At 75.0% G+C, this 20,088-nt stretch carries 3 protein-coding genes; all 3 read left to right on the top strand.

Features of this window, described 5'->3' with window-relative positions; all coding sequences use genetic code 11:
* The first annotated feature begins 3 nt into the window (after positions 1-3).
* Genes ACIGNX_RS14795 through ACIGNX_RS14785 form a run of 3 tightly spaced genes read left to right on the top strand, consistent with a single transcriptional unit; the run spans position 4 to position 20,068 of the window.
* Positions 4-18,666, top strand: coding sequence for a non-ribosomal peptide synthase/polyketide synthase (locus ACIGNX_RS14795; protein ID WP_396540104.1), 18,663 nt, complete (start codon positions 4-6; stop codon positions 18,664-18,666).
* Positions 18,663-19,880: an MFS transporter gene (locus ACIGNX_RS14790; protein WP_396540102.1), complete on the top strand. Its 1,218-nt coding sequence runs from the start codon at positions 18,663-18,665 to the stop codon at positions 19,878-19,880. Before ACIGNX_RS14795 ends, ACIGNX_RS14790 begins: the two co-directional genes overlap by 4 nt.
* A complete protein-coding gene (locus ACIGNX_RS14785) occupies positions 19,877-20,068 on the top strand; it encodes an MbtH family NRPS accessory protein (RefSeq protein WP_053721198.1) in 192 nt (63 codons plus the stop codon). Before ACIGNX_RS14790 ends, ACIGNX_RS14785 begins: the two co-directional genes overlap by 4 nt.
* Positions 20,069-20,088 lie beyond the last annotated feature (20 nt).

Below are 20,088 nucleotides of genomic sequence, written 5' to 3'. Positions count from 1 at the left end.
GACATGACCACCTCCAAGAACGACCGCATCTCCGCGCTGCCGGAGCACCTGCGGGAACGCCTCCGCGCCCGGCTCGCCGGCCGGGCCGCGCCGCCGGCCGACGTGATCCCGCCCGCGCCGCGCGACCGGCCCCTGCCGCTGTCGGCGGGCCAGCAGCGGCTGTGGTTCCTGGCCCAGTTCCAGCCCGACAGCACCGAGTACACCAGCGCGATCGCGCTGCGGTTCACCGGCGCGCTCGACATCGCCCGGCTCACCGGGGCCGTGCGCGGGCTGGTGCGCCGGCACGAGTCGCTGCGCACCACGTTCGACCAGGTCGACGGCAGCCCGGTGCAGGTCGTGCACGACGAGGTCGACCTCGACCTGCGGCCCGTCGACGACCTGCGGACCGTGCTGGACGAGCCGTTCGACCTGCGCCGCGGCCCGCTGTTCCGGGCCGCGCTGCGCACCGAGTCCGCCGACGCGCACGTGCTGCTGCTGACCTCGCACCACATCGTGGTCGACGGCTGGTCGCTCGGCCTGCTGGCCGAGGAGCTGGGCGCGCTGTACCGGGGCGAGGAGCTGCCCGCGCCCGCGCTGCAGTACGCCGACTACGCCGTCTGGCAGCGCGGTCGCCCGGTGGACACCGGTTTCTGGGTCGACCGGCTCACCGGCGTTCCGCCGCTGGACCTGCCGACCGACCGGCCGCGGCCCGCCGAGCGCACGTCGGCCGGCGCGACGCACGAGTTCACCGTGCCCGCCCGCGTCGCGAGCGACCTGGCGGAGCTGGCCAGGGTGCACGAGACCACGCTGTTCACCACGCTGCTGGCGGCCTGCCAGCTGCTGCTGGCCCGCTACTGCGGCCAGGACGACATCGCGGTCGGCACGGTCACCAGCGGCCGGGCCCGGCCGGAGCTGGCCGGGCTGGTCGGCTTCCTGGTCGGCACCGTCGTGCTGCGGTCCACAGTGGACAGCTCGCGGTCGTTCGCCGAGTTCCTGGCCGAGGCCAACCGGACCGCGCTGGACGCGTTCGCGCACGACGACGTGCCGTTCGACCGGGTGGTGGAGGCCGTCGGCGCGACCCGCGACCCGAGCCGCACGCCCCTGTTCGACGTCATGGTCGTGCTCCAGAACGCCGGCCGCGCCCTCCCCGAACTGCCCGGCCTGACCGTCGAGGAGGAGCCGCTCAGCCGCGAGTGGTCGAACTTCGACCTGACCGTGGAGTTCACCGGGACGCCCGACGGGCTGCGGGGCGCCGTCGAGTACAGCACCGACCTGTTCGACGCCGACACCGTCGAGCGGATGGCCCGGCACCTGGTCGCGCTGCTGGGCGCGGTCACCGCCGACCCGTACCGGCCGATGGCCGAGCTGCCGATGCTGCTCGGCGACGAGCCGGACGGCCGCGGCCCGGTGCTCGCCGTGCCGGAGACCACGTTCCCGGCGCTGTTCCGGGAGCAGGCCCGGCGCACGCCCGACGCGACGGCGCTGGTGTGCGACGGCGAGTCGCTGACCTTCGCCGAGGTGGAGGCCCGCGCCAACCGGCTCGCGCACCGCCTGCTCGCCGACGGCGTCGAGCCCGAGCGGATCGTCGCGCTGTCGCTGCCGCGCGGGGTGGACTGGGTGGTGGCCGTCCTCGGCATCCTCAAGGCCGGCGCGGTGTACCTGCCGGTCGACCCGGGGCTGCCCGAGGCGCGGCGCGAGTACCTGCTGGCGGACTCCGGCGCGGTGCGCGTGATCGACGCGCCGGTCGACACCTCCGGCCTGCCCGACACGCCACCGGACGTGCCGACCCGGCCGGACAACGCCGCCTACGTGATCTACACCTCCGGGTCGACGGGCAAGCCCAAGGGCGTGGTGGTCGAGCACCGCCACCTGGTCAACCTGCTGCACGACCACCGCGAGACCTTCGCGGGCGAGCGGATGCGCGTCGCGCTCAGCGCCGTGTTCTCGTTCGACACCTCGTGGGAGGGCATGCTGCTCATGGCTGACGGCCACGAGCTGCACGTGCTCACCGACGACGTGCGGCTGGACGCCGTCACGCTGCTCGACTACGCCCGCGAGCACCGGATCGACCTGCTGGACCTGCCGCCGACCTACGTCCGGCAACTGCTGGCCGACGGCCTGCTCACGGCCGAGGGCGGGCCGAAGGCGCTGGTCCTCGGCGGCGAGGCGCTGGGCACGGCGCTGTGGCGCGACCTGGTGGCCGCCGGGCTGCGGGCCTACAACTTCTACGGGCCGACCGAGACGACCGTCGACGCCGTGTCGTGCCGCATCACCGGCGACCGGCCCGTCATCGGCACGCCGCTGGGCAACGTGAGCGCGTACGTGCTGGACGCCGACCTGCGGCCGATGCCGGTGGGCGTGCCGGGCGAGCTGTTCATCGCGGGCGCCCAGGTGGCCCGCGGCTACCTGGGCCGGCCGGGGCTGACCGCGCAGCGGTTCCCGGCCGACCCGTTCGGCGGCCCGGGCGAGCGCATGTACCGCACGGGCGACCGGGTGCGGTGGTTGGCCGACGGGACCCTGGAGTACCTGGGCCGGACCGACGACCAGGTGAAGATCCGCGGGTACCGGGTCGAGCCCGGCGAGGTCGAGGCCGCCGTCCTCGCGCACCCCGCCGTCACCGAGGCCGTCGTCGTGGCCCGCGCGGACGGCGGGCACACCCGCCTGGTCGCCTACGTCGTCACGACCGGGCCGGCCGACCTGCGCGCGTTCCTGCGCGAGTCGCTGCCGGACTACGCGGTGCCGTCGGCGTTCGTGGAGCTGGACCGGCTGCCGCTGACCCCCAACGGCAAGCTGGACCGGGCCGCGCTGCCCGCGCCGAACGCCGTCGCCGACGGCGAGTTCGTCGCGCCCCGCACGCCCGTCGAGGCCGAGCTGGCGCGCATCTGGGCCGAGGTGCTGAACGCGGAGCGGATCGGCGTCGAGGACAACTTCTTCGCGGTGGGCGGCGACTCGATCCTGTCCATCCAGCTCGTGTCCCGGGCCCAGCAGGCCGGCCTGCACCTGACCTCGCGGGACGTGTTCCGGCACCAGACCGTGGCCGAGTTGGCGCTGGTGGTGTCGCGGGCGGCGGAGACCGCACCGGAGCCGGTGTTCACCGGTCCCGCGCCGCTGACCCCGATCCAGCGGTGGTTCTTCGCCGAGTACGGGCCGCTGTCGCAGTTCGCCATGTCGTTGCTGGTGGAGCTGGAGCCCGGGGCGGACGCGGAGGCGTTGCGCGCCGCCGTGCGGACCGCGGTGGGGCACCACGACGCGCTGCGGCTGCGGTTCCGCCAGGTCGACGGGCGGTGGGTGCAGGAGGTCGCCGACACCGGATTCGCCGACACCGGGGACACCGACACCGGGGCCGAGGTGTTCCGGGTCGAGGCCGACGCGGACGTGGAGGCCGTGGCCCGGGCGGCGCAACGCGGCCTCGACCCGGCCACCGGGCCGTTGCTGCGCGCGGTGTTCTTCCCCGGCGCGCGGCCGCGGCTGCTGCTGACCGTGCACCACCTCGCGATGGACGGCGTGTCGTGGCGCATCCTGCTCGGCGACCTGGAGCGGGCGTACCGGGGCGTGCCGCTGGAGCCGGTCGGCACGTCGTTCACGCAGTGGGCGCACCGGCTGGCCGAGCACGTGCGGTCCGGCGCGCTGGACGACGCGCGGGCGCACTGGGAGTCGCTGCCCGAACCCGAACCGCTGCCGGTGGACCGCGACGGCGCCAACACGACCGGTTCGGCGCGCGTGGTGTCGGTGCGGCTGGACCGGGACACCACGGAGGCGCTGCTGACCGCCGTGCCGCCGGTGTACCGGACGCAGGTCAACGACGTGCTGCTCAGCGCGCTGGGCAAGGCGTTGGCGGAGTGGACCGGGCGGGACGCGGTGGGCGTGACGCTGGAGGGCCACGGCCGCGAGGACCTGCTGCCCGGCGTGGACCTCACCCGCACGATCGGCTGGTTCACCACGCAGTTCCCGGTGGTGCTGCCGGTGGCCGACGACTGGGGCCGCACGCTGAAGCTGGTCAAGGAGTCGCTGCGCGCCGCGCCGCACCGCGGGCTGAGCTTCGGCGCGCTCGACGTCGGCGGCCCCGGCGGCGGGCGGCTGCCGCAGGTCTCGTTCAACTACCACGGCCGCTTCGACGTGGCCGACGGCGGCTTCTACCGGGCCCGGCGCGACGCCGTCGGCGAGGACGTGGCGGCCGACGCGCCGCGCACCCACCTGCTGGAGGTCACCGGCCTGGTCGAGGGCGGCGAGCTGGAGCTGGGCTGGCAGTTCTCCGAGGACGTGCACGACGCCGACACCGTGCGGCGGCTCGCCGAGCGGACCGCGCGGGCCCTGCGCGAGATCGTCGAGCACTGCGCCGGTCCCGGTGCCGGTGGCCGCACGCCGTCGGACTTCCCGCTGGCCCGGCTCACCCAGGAGCAGGTCGACGCGCTGGCCGCGCCGGACGTGGAGGACATCCTCCCGCTCACGCCGTTGCAGGCCGGCATGGTGTTCCACAGCCTGGTCGAGCCGGGGACCTACGTGGACCGGATGCGGCTGGTGCTGGACGGCGTGCGCGACCCGGCGGCGCTGCGGCAGGCGTGGCAGCGGGTGGTCGACCGCACGCCCGTGCTGCGGTCGAGCGTGGTGTGGGACGGGGTGGCCGAGCCGGTGCAGGTGGTGCACCGGCACGTGGAGCTGCCCGACGTGCCGGTGGACGCGCCGTTCGACCTCGGGGTCGCGCCGCTGCTGCGCGTCGCCGTCACCCCGCTGGACGGGGAGCGGGTCGAGCTGGTCTGGTCGTCGCACCACGTGATCCTCGACGGCTGGAGCACCGCGCAGGTGTTCGGCGAGGTGCTGGAGCAGTACCGGTCGATCGTCGCGGGCCTGCCCGCCCGGCTGCCCGCGCGCCGACCGTTCCGGGACTACCTGCGGTGGCTGGCCGAGCAGGACCGGGCCGAGGCCGAGGCGCACTGGCGGTCCGTGCTGTCCGATGTGGACGGCCCGACGCCGCTGCCGTTCGACCGCGCGCCCGCGCGGGCGCACCGCTCCGAGGCGTCGGCGTCGGTGCGGTCGTCGCTGGAGCTGGACGACGCCGTGCAGCGCGCGGGCCTGACCGTGAACACGGTGGTGCAGGGCGCGTGGGCGCTGCTGCTGTCCCGCGTCTCCGGCGAGGCCGACGTGGTGTTCGGCAGCACGGTGTCCGGCCGCCCCGCCGAGCTCGCGGGCGTCGAGTCGATGGTCGGCATGCTGATCAACACCGTGCCGACCCGGGCCGTCGTGGACGGCGCGGCCGAGGTGGGCGCGTGGCTGCGCGACCTCCAGGCGGCGCAGAGCGAGTCCCGGCGGTTCGAGCACACCTCGCTGGCCGAGATCCAGAACTGGGTCGGGACCAGGCTGTTCGACTCCGTGGTGGTGTTCGAGAACTACCCGTTCGAACGCGACGGCGCCGGGCCGCGGGTCGTGGAGGTCGACGCGGTGGACAACGCGACGCTGCCGCTGACGTTGAGCGCGTCGCTGACCGACCGGCTGAACCTCGACCTGGCCTACGACCCCGAGCTGTTCGACGCCGCCACCGCCGAGCGGCTCGCCGGGTGGCTGCGCGAGCTGGTGCGCTCGATCGCGGCCGACCCGACGACCAGGATCGCCGACCTGCCCTGGCTCACCGACGCCGAGCGCCGGCAGGTGCTGGTGGAGTGGAACCGGACCGCGCGGGACACGCCGCGGGAGCTGTACCCCGAGGTGTTCGCCGAGCAGGCCCGGCGCACGCCGGGGCGCACCGCGCTGGTGCACGGGGACACCGCGCTGACGTTCGCGGAGCTGGACGCCCGCGTGAACCGGTTGGCGCATCACCTGATCGCGCACGGCGCGGGCCCGGAGCGCACGGTCGCGGTCGTGCTGCCGCGCTCGGCCGACCTCGTGGTGGCCGTGCTCGCGGTGCTCAAGGCGGGCGCGGTGTACCTGCCGGTCGACCCGGGGCTGCCCGCCGGGCGCATCGAGTTCCTGCTGCGCGACGCGCGGCCCGCGCTGGTGCTGGACGCCGTGCCGGACCTGACCGGCCTCCCGGACGCGCCGCCACCGGTGGTGCCGCGCCCCGAGCAGGCCGCGTACGTGATCTACACGTCCGGGTCGACGGGCACGCCGAAGGGCGTCGTGGTCGAGCACCGGCACCTGGCCAACCTCTTCCACGCCAACAGCGCGGCGCTCATGGCGGAGCCCACCCGCTTCGCCGTCACCGCGACGTTCTCGTTCGACACGTCGTGGGAGGGCCTGCTGTTCCTGGCCGCCGGCAGCGAGCTGCACGTCATCGACGACGAGCTGCGGCTGGACCCGCCCGCGCTGGTGCGGTACGTGGCCGAGCACGGCATCGGCACGGTCGACCTCACCCCCTCCTACGCGCGGCAGCTGGTGCAGGCCGGGCTGCTGGGGTCGGGGTTGCGCCGGATCATGCTGGGCGGCGAGGCCGTGGACGCGGCGCTGTGGCGCGAGATCGCCGCGTCCCCGGTGGAGGGCTTCAACTACTACGGGCCCACCGAGGTCACGGTGGACTCGGTGGCGACGCGCGTCGAGGGCGGGCAGCCGGTGATCGGCCGCCCGCTGGACAACCTGACCGCCTACGTGCTGGACGCGGACCTGCGGCCGGTGCCGCCGGGCGTGCCCGGCGAGCTGTTCCTGGGCGGCGCGCAGGTGGCGCGCGGCTACCTGGGCCGCTCCGGGCTGACCGCGCAGCGGTTCGTCGCCGACCCGTTCGGCCCGCCCGGTACCCGCATGTACCGCACGGGCGACCGGGTGCGCTGGGTCGCCGGCGTCCTGGAGTACCTGGGCCGCGCCGACGACCAGGTGAAGATCCGCGGGTTCCGCATCGAGCCCGGCGAGGTCGAGGCGGCGCTGCTGGACGTGCCCGGTGTGCGCGAGTCCGCCGTGGTGGTCCGCGACAACCGGCTGGTCGGCTACGTGACCGGCGCGCCGGAGGCGGACCCGCGCGACGCCCTGGCCCGCGCGCTGCCCGACTACCTGGTGCCGTCGGCGGTCGTCGTGCTGGACGAGCTGCCCCTGTCGCCCAGCGGCAAGTTGGACCGGCGCGCCCTGCCCGAACCGGACCTGACCGGCGAGTTCGTCGCACCGCGCACCGACGCCGAACGGGTCGTGGCCGGCGTGCTGGCCGAGGTGCTCGGGCTGGACCGGGTCGGCGCGCTGGACGACTTCTTCCGCCTCGGCGGCGACTCCATCCTCTCCATCCGCGTGACCTCGCGGCTGCGCGCGGCGTTCGGCGTGCAGCTCTCGCCGCGCGCGGTGTTCGAGCACCCCACGGTGTCCGGCCTCGCCTCCGCCATCAGCACCGGGGCGACGGCCGGCCAGGGTGCGGTGGACGCCATCCCGGTGATCCCGCGCGATGGCGTCCACCTCCCGCTGGTGCGCCCGCAGTCGCCCGCGCAGCGGCGGCTGTGGTTCCTGGACCAGTTCGAGCCGGGCGGCACGGAGTACGTCACCCCCACGGCGTTGCGCCTGGAGGGGCCGCTGGACGTGGACGCGCTGCGGCGCGCCCTGGACGGCCTGGTCGCCCGGCACGAGTCGCTGCGCACGACGTTCGACGACGGCGTGCAGCTCGTGCACGAGCCGTACCCGGTGGCGCTCGAAGTCGAGGACTCGTCGTGGGAAGCGGTGCTGCTGGAGGAGGTCGGCACGCCGTTCGACCTGCGCCGGGGACCGCTGCTGCGGACCCGGCTGGTGCGGGTCGCGCCCGAGGAGCACGTGCTGGTGCTGACGCTGCACCACATCGTCACCGACGGCTGGTCGACCGGCGTGCTGGCCCGCGACCTGGGCGCGCTGTACGCGGGTGAGGAGCTGCCGCCGCTCGCGGTGCAGTACGTGGACTACGCGGCGTGGCTGCCGGAGCCCTCGGTCGACTACTGGGCCGGGCGGCTGGCCGGCGTGCCGCCGCTGGAGCTGCCCACCGACCGGCCGCGGGCCGCGGTGCGCGGCACCGCGGGCGCGATGCACGAGTTCACCGTGCCCGAGCCGGTCGCCGGGGCGCTCCGGGCCCTGGCCGCCGAGCACGGCGACACGCTGTTCACCGCCCTGCTGACCGCCACGAAGGCGCTGCTGGCCCGCTACACCGGGCAGGACGACATCGCGGTCGGCACGGCGGTGTCCGGGCGCGGTCGGGCCGAGCTGGACGACGTGGTCGGCCTGTTCGTCAACACGGTGGTGCTGCGGTCGCCGGTGGACGTGCGGCGGTCGTTCACCGAGCTGCTGGCCGAGGTGCGGACCACCGTGCGGGACGGTTTCGCGCACCAGGACGTGCCGTTCGAACGGGTCGTGGACGCGGTCCGCCCGGACCGCGACCCGAGCCGCAACGCGCTGTTCGACGTCATGGTGCTGTTGCAGAACTTCGGCAGCGAGCCGCCCCGGCTGCCCGGCCTGCGGGTGGCGGAGGTCCAGCTCCCGCTGCTGACCTCGACGTGCGACGTCACGTTCGAGTTCGGCGAGGTCGACGGCGCGCTGCGGGGCGCGGTCGAGTACAGCACCGACCTGTTCGACCCCGACACCGTGGACCGGATGGCCCGGCACCTGGTGGCGCTGCTGGAGGGCGTCACGGCCGCGCCGGACCGGCCGGTGGCCGAGGTCCCGCTGCTGCTCGGCGACGAGCCGGACGCGCACGGCGTGCGGCTGGAGGTGCCCGGCACCACGTTCGCCGAGGTGTTCGAGGAGCGGGCCCGGCGCACGCCCGACGCGGGCGCGCTGGTGTGCGGCGGCACCCGGCTCACCTTCGCCGAGGTCGACGCGCGCGCCAACCGGCTCGCGCACCACCTGCTGGCCGAGGGCGTGGGCCCGGAGCGGGTGGTCGCGGTGTCGCTGCCGCGCTCGGCCGACTCCGTGGTGGCGATCCTGGCCGTGCACAAGGCGGGCGGGGTGTACCTGCCGGTGGACCGCGACCTGCCCCGCGAGCGGGTCGACTTCCTGCTGCGCGACGCCCGGCCCGCGCTGGTGCTGGACCGGGTGCCGGACCTCACCGGCCTCCCGGACACGCGCCCCGGGGTCGCCGTGCGACCGGACCAGGCCGCCTACGTGATCTACACGTCCGGCTCGACCGGCGTGCCCAAGGGCGTGGTGGTGGAGCACCGGCAGCTGACCAACCTGCTGCACAACCACCACCGGGCGCTGGCCGCCGAACCGACCCGGGTCGCGCTGACGGCCGTGTTCTCCTTCGACACGTCCTGGGAGGGCCCGGTGCTCATGGCCGCGGGCCACGAGCTGCACGTGATCACCGACGACGTCCGGCTGGAACCGGACGCCCTCGTGGCGTACGTGCGGGAGCACCGGATCGACTTCCTCGACCTGACCCCGTCCTACGTGCAGCAGCTCCTGCCCGCCGGCCTCCTGGACGGCGAGCACGTGCCGGCGAACGTGATGCTCGGCGGCGAGGCGCTGCCCGGGGCGCTGTGGCGGGCGCTGGCCGAGTCCCGCACCACCGCCCACAACTACTACGGCCCGACCGAGGTGGCGGTGGACTCGGTGTCCACCGTGGTCGCCGGCGAGCGCGCGGTCATCGGCCGCCCGCTGGCCAACCTCGTCGCGCACGTGCTGGACGACGACCTGCGGCCCGTGCCGGCCGGCGTGCCGGGCGAGCTGTACCTCGGCGGCGCGCAGGTGGCCCGCGGCTACCTCGACCGGCCGGGCCTGACCGCGCAGCGGTTCCTGCCCGACCCGTTCGGCGAGCCCGGCGCGCGGATGTACCGCACCGGCGACCGCGTGCGGTGGGTGCGCGACCGGATCGAGTACCTGGGCCGCACCGACGACCAGGTGAAGATCCGCGGCTTCCGCGTCGAGCCGGGCGAGGTGGAGACCGCGCTGCTGCGCCACCCCGACGTGACGCAGGCGGCCGTGGTGGCCCGCGAGCACAACGGCCACCAGCGGCTCGTCGCCTACACCGCGGGCACGGCCGCCGACCTGGCCGGCTGGCTCAAGGAGCGGCTGCCCGACTACCTGGTGCCCTCGGCGTTCGTGGCGCTGGAGGCGTTGCCGATGACGCCGAGCGGCAAGGTGGACCGGCGGGCGCTGCCCGCGCCGACGTTCACCGACGCCGGGTACGTCGCGCCCGAGCCGGGCGTCGCGACCGCCCTCGCCGACATCTGGGCGGAGGTGCTGGGCGTCGAGCGGGTGGGCGCGCGGGACAACTTCTTCGCCCTGGGCGGCGACTCGATCCTGAGCATGCAGGTGGTGTCGCGGGCCCACCAGGCCGGGCTGCGGCTGACGTCCAAGGACGTGTTCCTGCGCCAGACGGTCGCCGACCTCGCGCTCGCCGTCACCGAGGACGCGGGGCCCGCGCACGAGGCCGTCGCCGGTCCCGCGCCGCTGACCCCGATCCAGCGGTGGTTCTTCGCCGAGCACGGTCCGCTGGGCCACTTCACCATGTCGGTCGTCGTGGAGGTGGGCGACGTGGGGCCCGCCGCGGTGCGGGACGCCGTGCGGGCCGTGGTCGCCCACCACGACGCCCTGCGGCTGCGCTTTACGCAGGTCGACGGGGTGTGGCGGCAGGAGGTCGCCGACGTCGAGACCGCCGAGGTGTTCCGCCTGGCCGACACCGACGACCTGGTCGCCGAGGCACACCGGGCCCGGACGAGCCTGGACCTGCGCCACGGCCCGCTGCTGCGGGCGGTGCTGTTCGCCGACGGCAGGCTGTTCGTCACCGCGCACCACCTGGTGGTCGACGCGGTGTCGTGGCGGATCGTGCTGGACGACCTGGCCACCGCGCTCGAGGGCGGCGAACCGGGACCGAGGACCACGCCGTTCACCGCCTGGGCGCACCGGCTGGACCGGCACGTCCGGGAGGGCCGGTTCGACCACGCGCTGCCGCACTGGGCGGCCGTGCCGGTCGAGGAGCCCCTGCCGACCACCGCGGGCACCGCGCGCAGCGTGTCGGTGCGGCTGGGCCGCGCCGAGACCGACGCGTTGCTGCACGCCGTGCCCGACGCCTACCGCACGCAGGTCAACGACGTGCTGCTGACCGCGCTGACCTCGGCGTTCGCCGGGCGGGCGCTGGTGGCGCTGGAGGGCCACGGCCGGGAGGAGCTGTTCGACGGGGTGGACCTGTCCCGCACGGTCGGCTGGTTCACCGCCGAGTTCCCGGTGGCGCTGGAACTGCCCGACGGCGACTGGGGCGCGGCCCTCAAGGCGGTGAAGGAGCAGTTGCGGGCCGTCCCGGACAAGGGGTTGAGCTACGAGGCGCTGAAGTACGCCGACCGGGGCGTGACCGGCGCGCTGCCCCGCGTGTGCTTCAACTACCTGGGCCAGTGGGACGACGAGGTCGCCGAGGTCGACCACGGGCGCGAGGTGCCCGACGACGCCCTCCGCCCGCACCCGCTCGACATCACCGCCGCCGTGTCCTCGGGCGAGCTGGTGCTGGACTGGGAGTACTCGACCGAGGCGCACGACGAGGCCGAGGTGCGGGCGCTGGCGGACCGGATGGTCGAGGCGCTGCGCGGGATCGTGGCGTTCTGCGCCCGGCCCGACGCCTGGGGCCGCACGCCGTCGGACTTCCCGCTGGCCCGGCTCACCGCGGCGCAGGTGGACCGGATCGTGGACCGGGACGTGGAGGACGTCTACCCGCTGACCCCGTTGCAGGCGGGCATGTTGTTCCACAGCCTGGTGGACGACGGCACCGCCTACGTCAACCAGGTCCGGGTGCGGCTGTCCGGTGTGGACGACCCGGAGCGCTTCGCCGCGGCCTGGCAGCGCGTGGTCGACCGCACGCCCGTCCTGCGCACGGCGGTCGCGTGGGAGGGCCTGGACGAGCCGGTGCAGGTGGTGCGGCGCGGGGTGACCGTGCCGGTGACCTTCGCCGACGTCACCGACGAGCTGGTGGCGGCCGACGCGGCGGCGGGCGTCGACCTCACCGCCGCGCCGCTGATGCGGCTGGTGGTCGGCCGGGTGTCCGACACCGAGGTCGACCTGCTGTGGACCTCTCACCACGTGCTGCTCGACGGCTGGAGCACCGCCCAGGTGTTCGGCGACGTGCTCACCGAGTACGCGGGCGGCGCGGCGGTGGCGCGGCGGCCGTTCCGCGACTACCTGGCCTGGCTCGCCGAGGTCGACTCCTCGGCCGCCGAGGCGTACTGGCGCGGGGTGCTGGCCGGGTTCGAGGCGCCCACCCCCCTGCCGTTCGACCGGCAGCCCGAGCAGGCGCACCGCGCCGAGTCGTCCGCCCAGGTCGTGCTCGACCTGCCCGCCGACCGGCTCGACGCGGTCGCCCGTGCGCACGGCCTCACGGTGAACACGCTGGTCCAGGGCGCGTGGGCGTTGCTGCTGGCACGCCTGTCCGGTCAGCGGGACGTGGTGTTCGGCAGCACGGTGTCCGGCCGCCCGGCGGAGCTGCCCGGCGTGGAGTCGATCGTCGGCATGTTCATCAACACCGTGCCCAGCCGGGTGTCGGTGGAGCCCGAGGCCGAGGCGGTGGCCTGGCTGCGCCGGGTGCAGGACGCCCAGATCGAGGCCCGCCGGCACGAGCACGTGTCGCTCGCGCAGGTGCAGTCCTGGGCGGGTGGCCGGCTGTTCGACAGCCTGCTGGCGTTCGAGAACTACCCGGTCGAGAAGGACGTGCCCGACGGCGCGCCCCGCATCGGCGAGGTCGACGGCCTCGACACCACGACGTACCCGCTCACCGTGCGCGCGCACGTGGACGACGCCCTGCACGTGGAGCTGACCTACGACCCGCGGTTGTTCGACGCGGGCACGATCACCGCGCTGGGCGACCGGCTCGCCCGGCTGCTCGACGCGATCGGCGCGGACCCGCGCCGGCGGGTGTTCGAGCTGCCGTGGCTGTCCGACGCCGAGCGCGAGCAGGTGCTCGTGTCGTGGAACGGCACGTCGCCCGGCACGCCCGTCGCCGACACCGTCCCGTCGCTGTTCGCCGCGCAGGCGGCGCGCACGCCGGACGCGGTGGCGGTGACGTGCGAGGGCGCGAGCCTGACCTACCGGGAGCTGGACGAGCGGGCCAACCGGCTGGCGCACCACCTGGTCGCGGCGGGCGCCGGGCCGGAGTCCCTGGTGGCGCTGCGGTTCCCGCGCTCGCTGGACCTGGTGGTCGCGGTGCTGGGCGTGCTGAAGTCCGGGGCGGCCTACCTGCCGCTGGACGTCTCCTACCCGGCCGACCGGGTCGCGCACATGATCGCCGACGCGAGGCCGACGACGACGCTGGAGGCGCTGCCGGACCTGTCCGGGCTGCCCGACACCGCGCCGGACGTGCCGCTGCGGCCCGACAACGCCGCGTACGTGATCTACACGTCCGGGTCGACGGGCCGGCCCAAGGGCGTCGTGGTGCCGCACTCGAACGTGGTCCGGCTGTTCTCCGGGACCGACCACTGGTTCGGGTTCGGGCCGGACGACGTGTGGACGCTGTTCCACAGCTACGCGTTCGACTTCTCGGTGTGGGAGCTGTGGGGCCCGCTGCTGCACGGCGGCCGGCTCGTCGTGGTGCCCTACGAGGTGTCGCGGTCGCCGCGCGAGTTCGCCCGCCTGGTCACCGACGAGGGCGTCACGGTGCTCAACCAGACGCCGTCGGCGTTCTACCAGCTGCTGGAGGAGGCGCCCGACCTCGCCGTGCGGTACGTGATCTTCGGCGGCGAGGCCCTGGACGTGCGCAAGCTGGCACCGTGGCGCGGCTCGGGCGCGCTGATCAACATGTACGGCATCACCGAGACGACCGTGCACGTGACGTGGACGCCCGCGGACGGCTCGATCGGCGTGCCGATCCCCGACCTGCGGGTGTACGTGCTGGACGACGAGCTGCAACCCGTCGCCCCGGGCGTGGTCGGCGAGATGTACGTGGCCGGTCCGGGCGTGGCGCGCGGCTACCTCAACCGGGGCGGGCTGACCGCGCAGCGGTTCCCGGCCGACCCGTTCGGCGAGCCCGGCACGCGCATGTACCGCACCGGCGACCTGGCCCGGTGGGTCGACGGGCGGCTGGAGTACTTCGGGCGCGCCGACCAGCAGGTGAAGATCCGCGGGTTCCGGATCGAGCTGGGCGAGATCGAGGCGGTGCTGGCCGGGCACGACGCCGTGGCGCAGGTCGCGGTGGTCGTGCGCGAGGACCGGCTGGTGGCCTACTACGTGCCGGCCGCCGACGCGGACGCCGCCGGGCTGCGCGAGCACGTGGAGCGGTCGCTGCCCGACTACATGGTGCCCACCGCGTACGTGGCGCTGGAGCGGTTGCCGCTCAACGCCAACGGCAAGCTGGACCGGGCCGCGCTGCCCGCGCCGGAGCGCGCGGCGTCGGCGACCGGCGGGTTCGTCGCGCCGCGCACCGAGGCCGAACGGCGGGTCGCGGACGCGTGGGCCGAGGTGCTGGGCCTGGCCGAGGTCGGCGTGGAGGACAACTTCTTCACGCTGGGCGGCGACTCGATCTCCAGCATCCGGGTGGTGTCGCGGCTGCGGTCGTGGTTCGACGTGTCGCCGCGCGACCTGTTCGACCACCCGACCGTGGCGGCGCTGGCGGCCCGGCTGTCCGGGTCCGCGGCCGACGACGCGGTGATCCCCCGGGTCGACGGGGACGGCCCGCTGTCGTTCGCGCAGCAGCGGCTGTGGTTCCTCGACCAGTTCCAGCCGGGCGGGACGGAGTACGTGACGCCGCTGGCCGTGCGGCTGCGCGGCGGGCTGGACGTGCCGCGGCTGGAGCGGGCGCTGACGGCGCTGGTGGAGCGGCACGAGTCGCTGCGCACGACGTTCCCCGCGGTGGACGGGCTGCCGGTGGCGGTGGTGCGGCCGGCGGCGGGGGTGTCGCTGCCGGTGGTGGACGCGCTGCCCGTGCCGGAGCCGTTCGACCTGGGCGAGGGCCCGCTGTTCCGGCCGGCGCTGGTGCGCCGCGGGCCGGACGACCACGTGCTGGCGCTGACGATGCACCACATCGTCACCGACGGCTGGTCCGGTGGCGTGCTGATGTCCGACCTGGCCGCGCTGTACGGCGGGGAGGAGCTGCCGCCGCTGCCGATCCGGTACGGCGACTTCGCCGCCTGGCAGCGGGAGCGGCCGCTGGACGCCCAGCTCGACTTCTGGCGCGCCGAGCTGGCCGACGTGCCCGCGCTGGAGCTGCCGACGGACCGGCCCCGGCCGCCCGTGCAGACCACGGCGGGCGCGCAGGCCGAGTTCACCGTGCCCGCGGACGTCACGGGCCGGCTGCGCGAGCTGGCGCGGGAGGCCGACGGCACGCTGTTCATGGCCCTGGTGGCGGCCTGCGAGGTGCTGTTCCACCGGTGGTCCGGGCAGGACGACTTCGCGGTCGGCACGGTGGCGTCCGGGCGGGACCGGCCGGAGACGCAGGACCTGGTCGGGTTCTTCGTCAACACGGTGGCGCTGCGGGCCCGGGTCGAGCCGTCGGCGACGTTCCGCGAGTTCCTGACCCGCACCAGGAGCACCGTGCTGGACGCGTTCGCGCACCAGGACGTGCCGTTCGAGCGGGTGGTCGACGCCGTGCAGCCCGACCGCGACACCAGCCGCACGCCGCTGTTCCAGGCGGTGGTGGCGCTGCAGAACGCGCCGCAGGCGCCGGGCTTCCCGGGGCTGGACGCGCACGACGTGGCGCAGCCGGTCACCAGCACCGGGTTCGACGTGACGGTCGAGTTCACCGAGGCCGGGGAAGGCGGCCTGCACGGGTCGGTCGAGTACAACACCGACCTGTTCGACGCCGGCACGGTCGAGCGGCTGGTCGAGCACCTGGGCGTGCTGCTGTCGGGCATCGCGGCCGACGCCGACCGCCCGCTGCGGGCCCTGCCGGTGCTGCCCGACGCCGAGCGCGACCTGCTGGCGGCGTGGGGCTCGACCGGGCCGGCCGCGACCGGACCCGGGTTCGTGGAGCTGGTCGAGGCGCAGGTCGGGCGCACCCCGGACGCGTTGGCGCTGACGGGCGCGGCGGATGTGACCTACGCCGAGCTGAACGCCCGCGCGAACCGGCTGGCGCACCACCTGATCGGGCTGGGCGCCGGTCCGGAGCGGATCGTCGCGCTGCGGCTGCCCCGGTCGGTGGAGCTGCTGGTGGCCGAGCTGGCCGTGCTCAAGGCCGGTGCGGCGTTCCTGCCGGTCGACCCCGACTACCCGGCCGAGCGGATCGCGTTCATGCTCGACGACGCCCGCCCGCTGGTCGTGCTGGACGGCCCGGTCGACGTGTCCGACCAGCCCGACACCGACCCCGGCGTGGCCGTGCGGCCGGAGCACCCGGCGTACGTGATCTACACGTCCGGCTCGACCGGGCGGCCGAAGGGCGTCGTGGTGACGCACGCCGGCCTGGCCACGTTCTCCGCCGCCGAGGCCGAGCACTTCCGGGTGCGGCCCGGCGACCGGGTGCTCGAGTTCTCCTCCCCCAGCTTCGACGCCTCGGTGCTGGAGCTGTGCCTGGCGCTGCCCGCCGGCGCGGCCCTCGTCGTGCCACCACCCGGACCGCTGCTCGGCGACCAGCTCGCCGACGTCATCACCACCTTCGGCGTCACCCACGCGCTCATCCCGCCCGTCGCGCTGGCCACCGTGCCCGACGTCGAGCTGCCCACGTTCCGCACGCTGGTGGTGGGCGGCGACGCGTGCTCGGCGGACCTGGTGCGCCGGTGGGCCCCGGGTCGGCGGATGGTCAACGCCTACGGGCCGACCGAGTCCACGGTGGTGACGTCGTGGAGCGAGCCGCTGGAGCCGGGTGGCGTGCCGCCGATCGGGCGGCCGATCCCGGGCACCCGGGTGCACGTGCTGGACGGCGAGCTGCGGCCCGTGCCGATCGGCGTGGCCGGTGAGCTGTACGTCTCCGGGGTCGGCCTGGCCCGCGGCTACCTCGACCGACCCGGGCTGACCGCGTCGCGGTTCGTGGCGAACCCGTTCGGCGAGCCGGGCTCGCGCATGTACCGCACGGGCGACGTGGTCCGGTGGAACGCCTCCGGGGTGCTGGAGTTCGTCGGCCGGGCCGACGAGCAGGTCAAGATCCGCGGGTTCCGCGTCGAGCTGGGCGAGATCGAGACGGCCCTGCTGCGGCACCCCGGCGTGCGCGAGGCGGTCGTGGTGGCCAGGGCGGACGCCCGCGGCCACAAGCGGCTCGTCGCCTACGCCGTCGGGTCGTTCCGGGCGGAGGAGGTCCGGGAGTTCCTGGGCGAGTCGCTGCCGGACTACCTGGTGCCGTCGCTGTTCGTGCCGGTCGACGCGCTGCCGATCAGCCCGAACGGCAAGGTGGACCGGGCGAGGCTGCCCGAGCCGGACTTCGGTGCCCTGGTGGGCGCGTCCTACGTCACGCCGTCCGGGCCGGTGGAGGAGGCGCTGGCGGCGGTGTGGGCCGACGTGCTCGGCGTGCCGCGGGTCGGCGCGCGGGACAACTTCTTCTCCCTCGGCGGCGACTCGATCCTGAGCATGCAGGTGGTGGCGCGGGCGCGGCAGGCCGGGTACCGGTTCGCCACCCGCGACCTGTTCGCGCACCAGACGGTGGCGGAGCTGGCGCCGCACGTCGCGGTGGAGGCCTCGTCGTCGGCCGACCGGGCCCCGGTGGTGGGCGAGGTGCCGCTGACGCCGATCCAGCACTGGTTCCTGACCTCCGGGCGGCGCAGCCCGCACCACTTCAACCAGTCGCACCTGGTGGAGCTGGACCCGGCGGTGGACGTGGCCGCGCTGCGGCGGGCGCTGGGCGCGCTGGTGGCGCACCACGACGGGTTGCGGCTGCGGTTCACCTCCGTCGACGGGGTGTGGCGGCAGCACAACGACGACGTGCGCGACACCGACGTGCTGGCGGTCGTGGACGGCGTGGACCGGCTGGAGGAGGTCGCCGACGAGGTGCACGCCTCGTTCGACCTGGCGAACGGGCCGCTGTTCAAGGCGGTGCTGTTCCGGGCCGAGCAGCCGCTGCTGCTGCTGGTCGCGCACCACCTGGTGGTGGACGGCGTGTCGTGGCGGATCCTGCTGGACGACCTGGAGACCGCGTACCGGGGCGGTGACCTCGGCGCCAAGACCACCTCGTACCAGGAGTGGTCGCGGCGGCTGGAGGCCCACGTGCTCGGCGGCGGGCTGGACGACGAGGTCGACCACTGGACGCGGTCGTTCCCGGCGTTCGCGCCGCCGACCGGCGCGCCGGGGGCGGTGACCGTCGAACTGTCCGAAGAGGACACCGACGCGCTGCTGCGCGGCGCGCCCGCCGCCTACCGGACGCGGATCAACGACGTGCTGCTGGCCGCGCTGGCGTGGTCGCTGTCGCGGTGGACCGGGACGTCGCGGGTCGCGGTGGACCTGGAGGGCCACGGCCGCGAGGACGTGCTCGACGTGGACCTCTCGCGGACCGTCGGCTGGTTCACCACCGTGTTCCCGGTGTCGCTGGAGGTGCCCGACGGCGGGTGGCGCGACCGGGTCAAGGCGGTGCGGCGGCAGCTGCGGGCCGTGCCCGGCAACGGGTTCGGCTACGGCGCGCTGCGGCAGCACGGCCTGGTGCCCGACGGCGGGCGGCCCGCGGTGTCGTTCAACTACCTGGGCCAGTTCGACGGCGGCTCGGCGGAGTCGACCGGCCTGTACCGGGCGGTGCGGCCGTCGGTCGGCGCGGAGCACGACCCGGCCGACGCGGGCGACCACCTGGTCGACGTCGTCGGCGAGGCGGGCCGGACGTTGGGCTTCACCTGGTACCACCACCCGTCGGTGCACTCGGCCGAGGAGATCGGCGCGGTGGCCGCCGACTTCGCCGCCGCGTTGCGGGCGATCGCCGCGGACTGCCGGGGTGCGCTGTGACGACGTCGTTGGCGCGCAACCGCGACTACACCCTGCTGTGGGGCGGGCAGGCGCTGGCCGAGGTGGGGTTCAGCGCGTCGCTGCTGGCCCTGCCGCTGCTGGTGCTCCACCTGACCGGCTCGCCGGTGCTGGCCGCCCTGGTCGTCACGGTGGACGCCACGGCCCAGCTGCTGGTCGGGCTGCCGGCGGGCGCGCTGGTGGACCGGCTGGACCGCCGCCGGATCATGCTGTGGTGCGAGGCCGTCCAGGCGCTGGCCCTGGGCGGGCTCGTGGCGGCGATCTGGTTCGACTCGGTCACGGTCGCGCACTGCCTGGCCGTCGCCGCGGTGATGGGCGTGTGCCGGGCGCTGTTCGAGCCCGCCGAGGACGCGTGCCTGCCGCGGCTCGTGCCCGAGTCGCAGTTGGCGACCGCCGTGGCGATGAACAGCGCGCGGTCGTCGCTGGGGCAGATGTCGGGCACGGCGCTGGGCGGCGTGCTGCTGGCGGTGTCCCGGTGGCTGCCGTTCCTGGTGGACATGCTCACGCACGTGGTGGCGTTCGTGGCGCTGGTGTTCCTGCGCGTGCCGCCGTCCGCGCCGGTCGAGTCGCACCCGCACCTGCTGCGCTCGATCGGCGAAGGGCTGCGGTGGGTGTGGAGCAGGCGGGAGATCCGCGTGACGGCCCTGTGCGCGGTCGTGCTGAACCTGTTCTTCGCCGCGTTCTACGTCGTGGTCATCGTGCTGGTGGAGGGCGGCGGCTCGTCGTTCGGCGAGATCGGCGTGATGGCGTCGATGCTCGGCGTCGGCGGGGTGCTCGGCGCGCTGGCCGCGCCGTGGCTGCACCGCGCGCTCGGCCCGCACCGGTCGATCGCGGCGGTGTTCTGGGCGCTGTCGGCGCTGGTGCCGGTGGCGCTGCTGGTCTCGTCGCCCTACCTGCTCGGCGGGCTGTTCGCCCTGATGAGCTTCCTGGCCCCGACGGCCAACACCACGATCAACACCCACCAGCTCCTGCTCACCCCCGACGAGCTGCGCGGGCGGCTCAGCGGGGTGATGGGCGTCGTCGTCGGCGGCGCGGGGGCGGTCGGTCCGCTGTTCGGCGGCGTGCTGACCGAAGTCCTGTCGGCCCGGACCGCCGTGGCCGCTTGCGCGGTGGGGATCCTGGCGATCACGGTTTACGTCACAGTCAGCCCGACTCTGCGCGGGTACGCGAAAGCACAAGAGGAGAGCAACGCATGAGGGACGACATCACCTACCAGGTCCTGGTCAACGACGAGGGCCAGTACTCGTTGTGGCCCGCGCACCACGACGTGCCCGCCGGGTGGCGGTTCGAGGGCACCAAGGGCACGAAGGACGAGTGCTCCGCGCACGTCGACGAGGTGTGGACCGACATGCGGCCCGCGTCGCTGCGCGCGGCGATGGACTGAGGTGACGGGTCGGCGGCCCG

The organism is Actinosynnema sp. NPDC053489 (assembly GCF_044544865.1).
Lineage (GTDB): Bacteria > Actinomycetota > Actinomycetes > Mycobacteriales > Pseudonocardiaceae > Actinosynnema.
The sequence above is the reverse complement of the archived record's forward strand: the minus strand, read 5'-3'. Positions and strand labels throughout refer to the sequence as shown.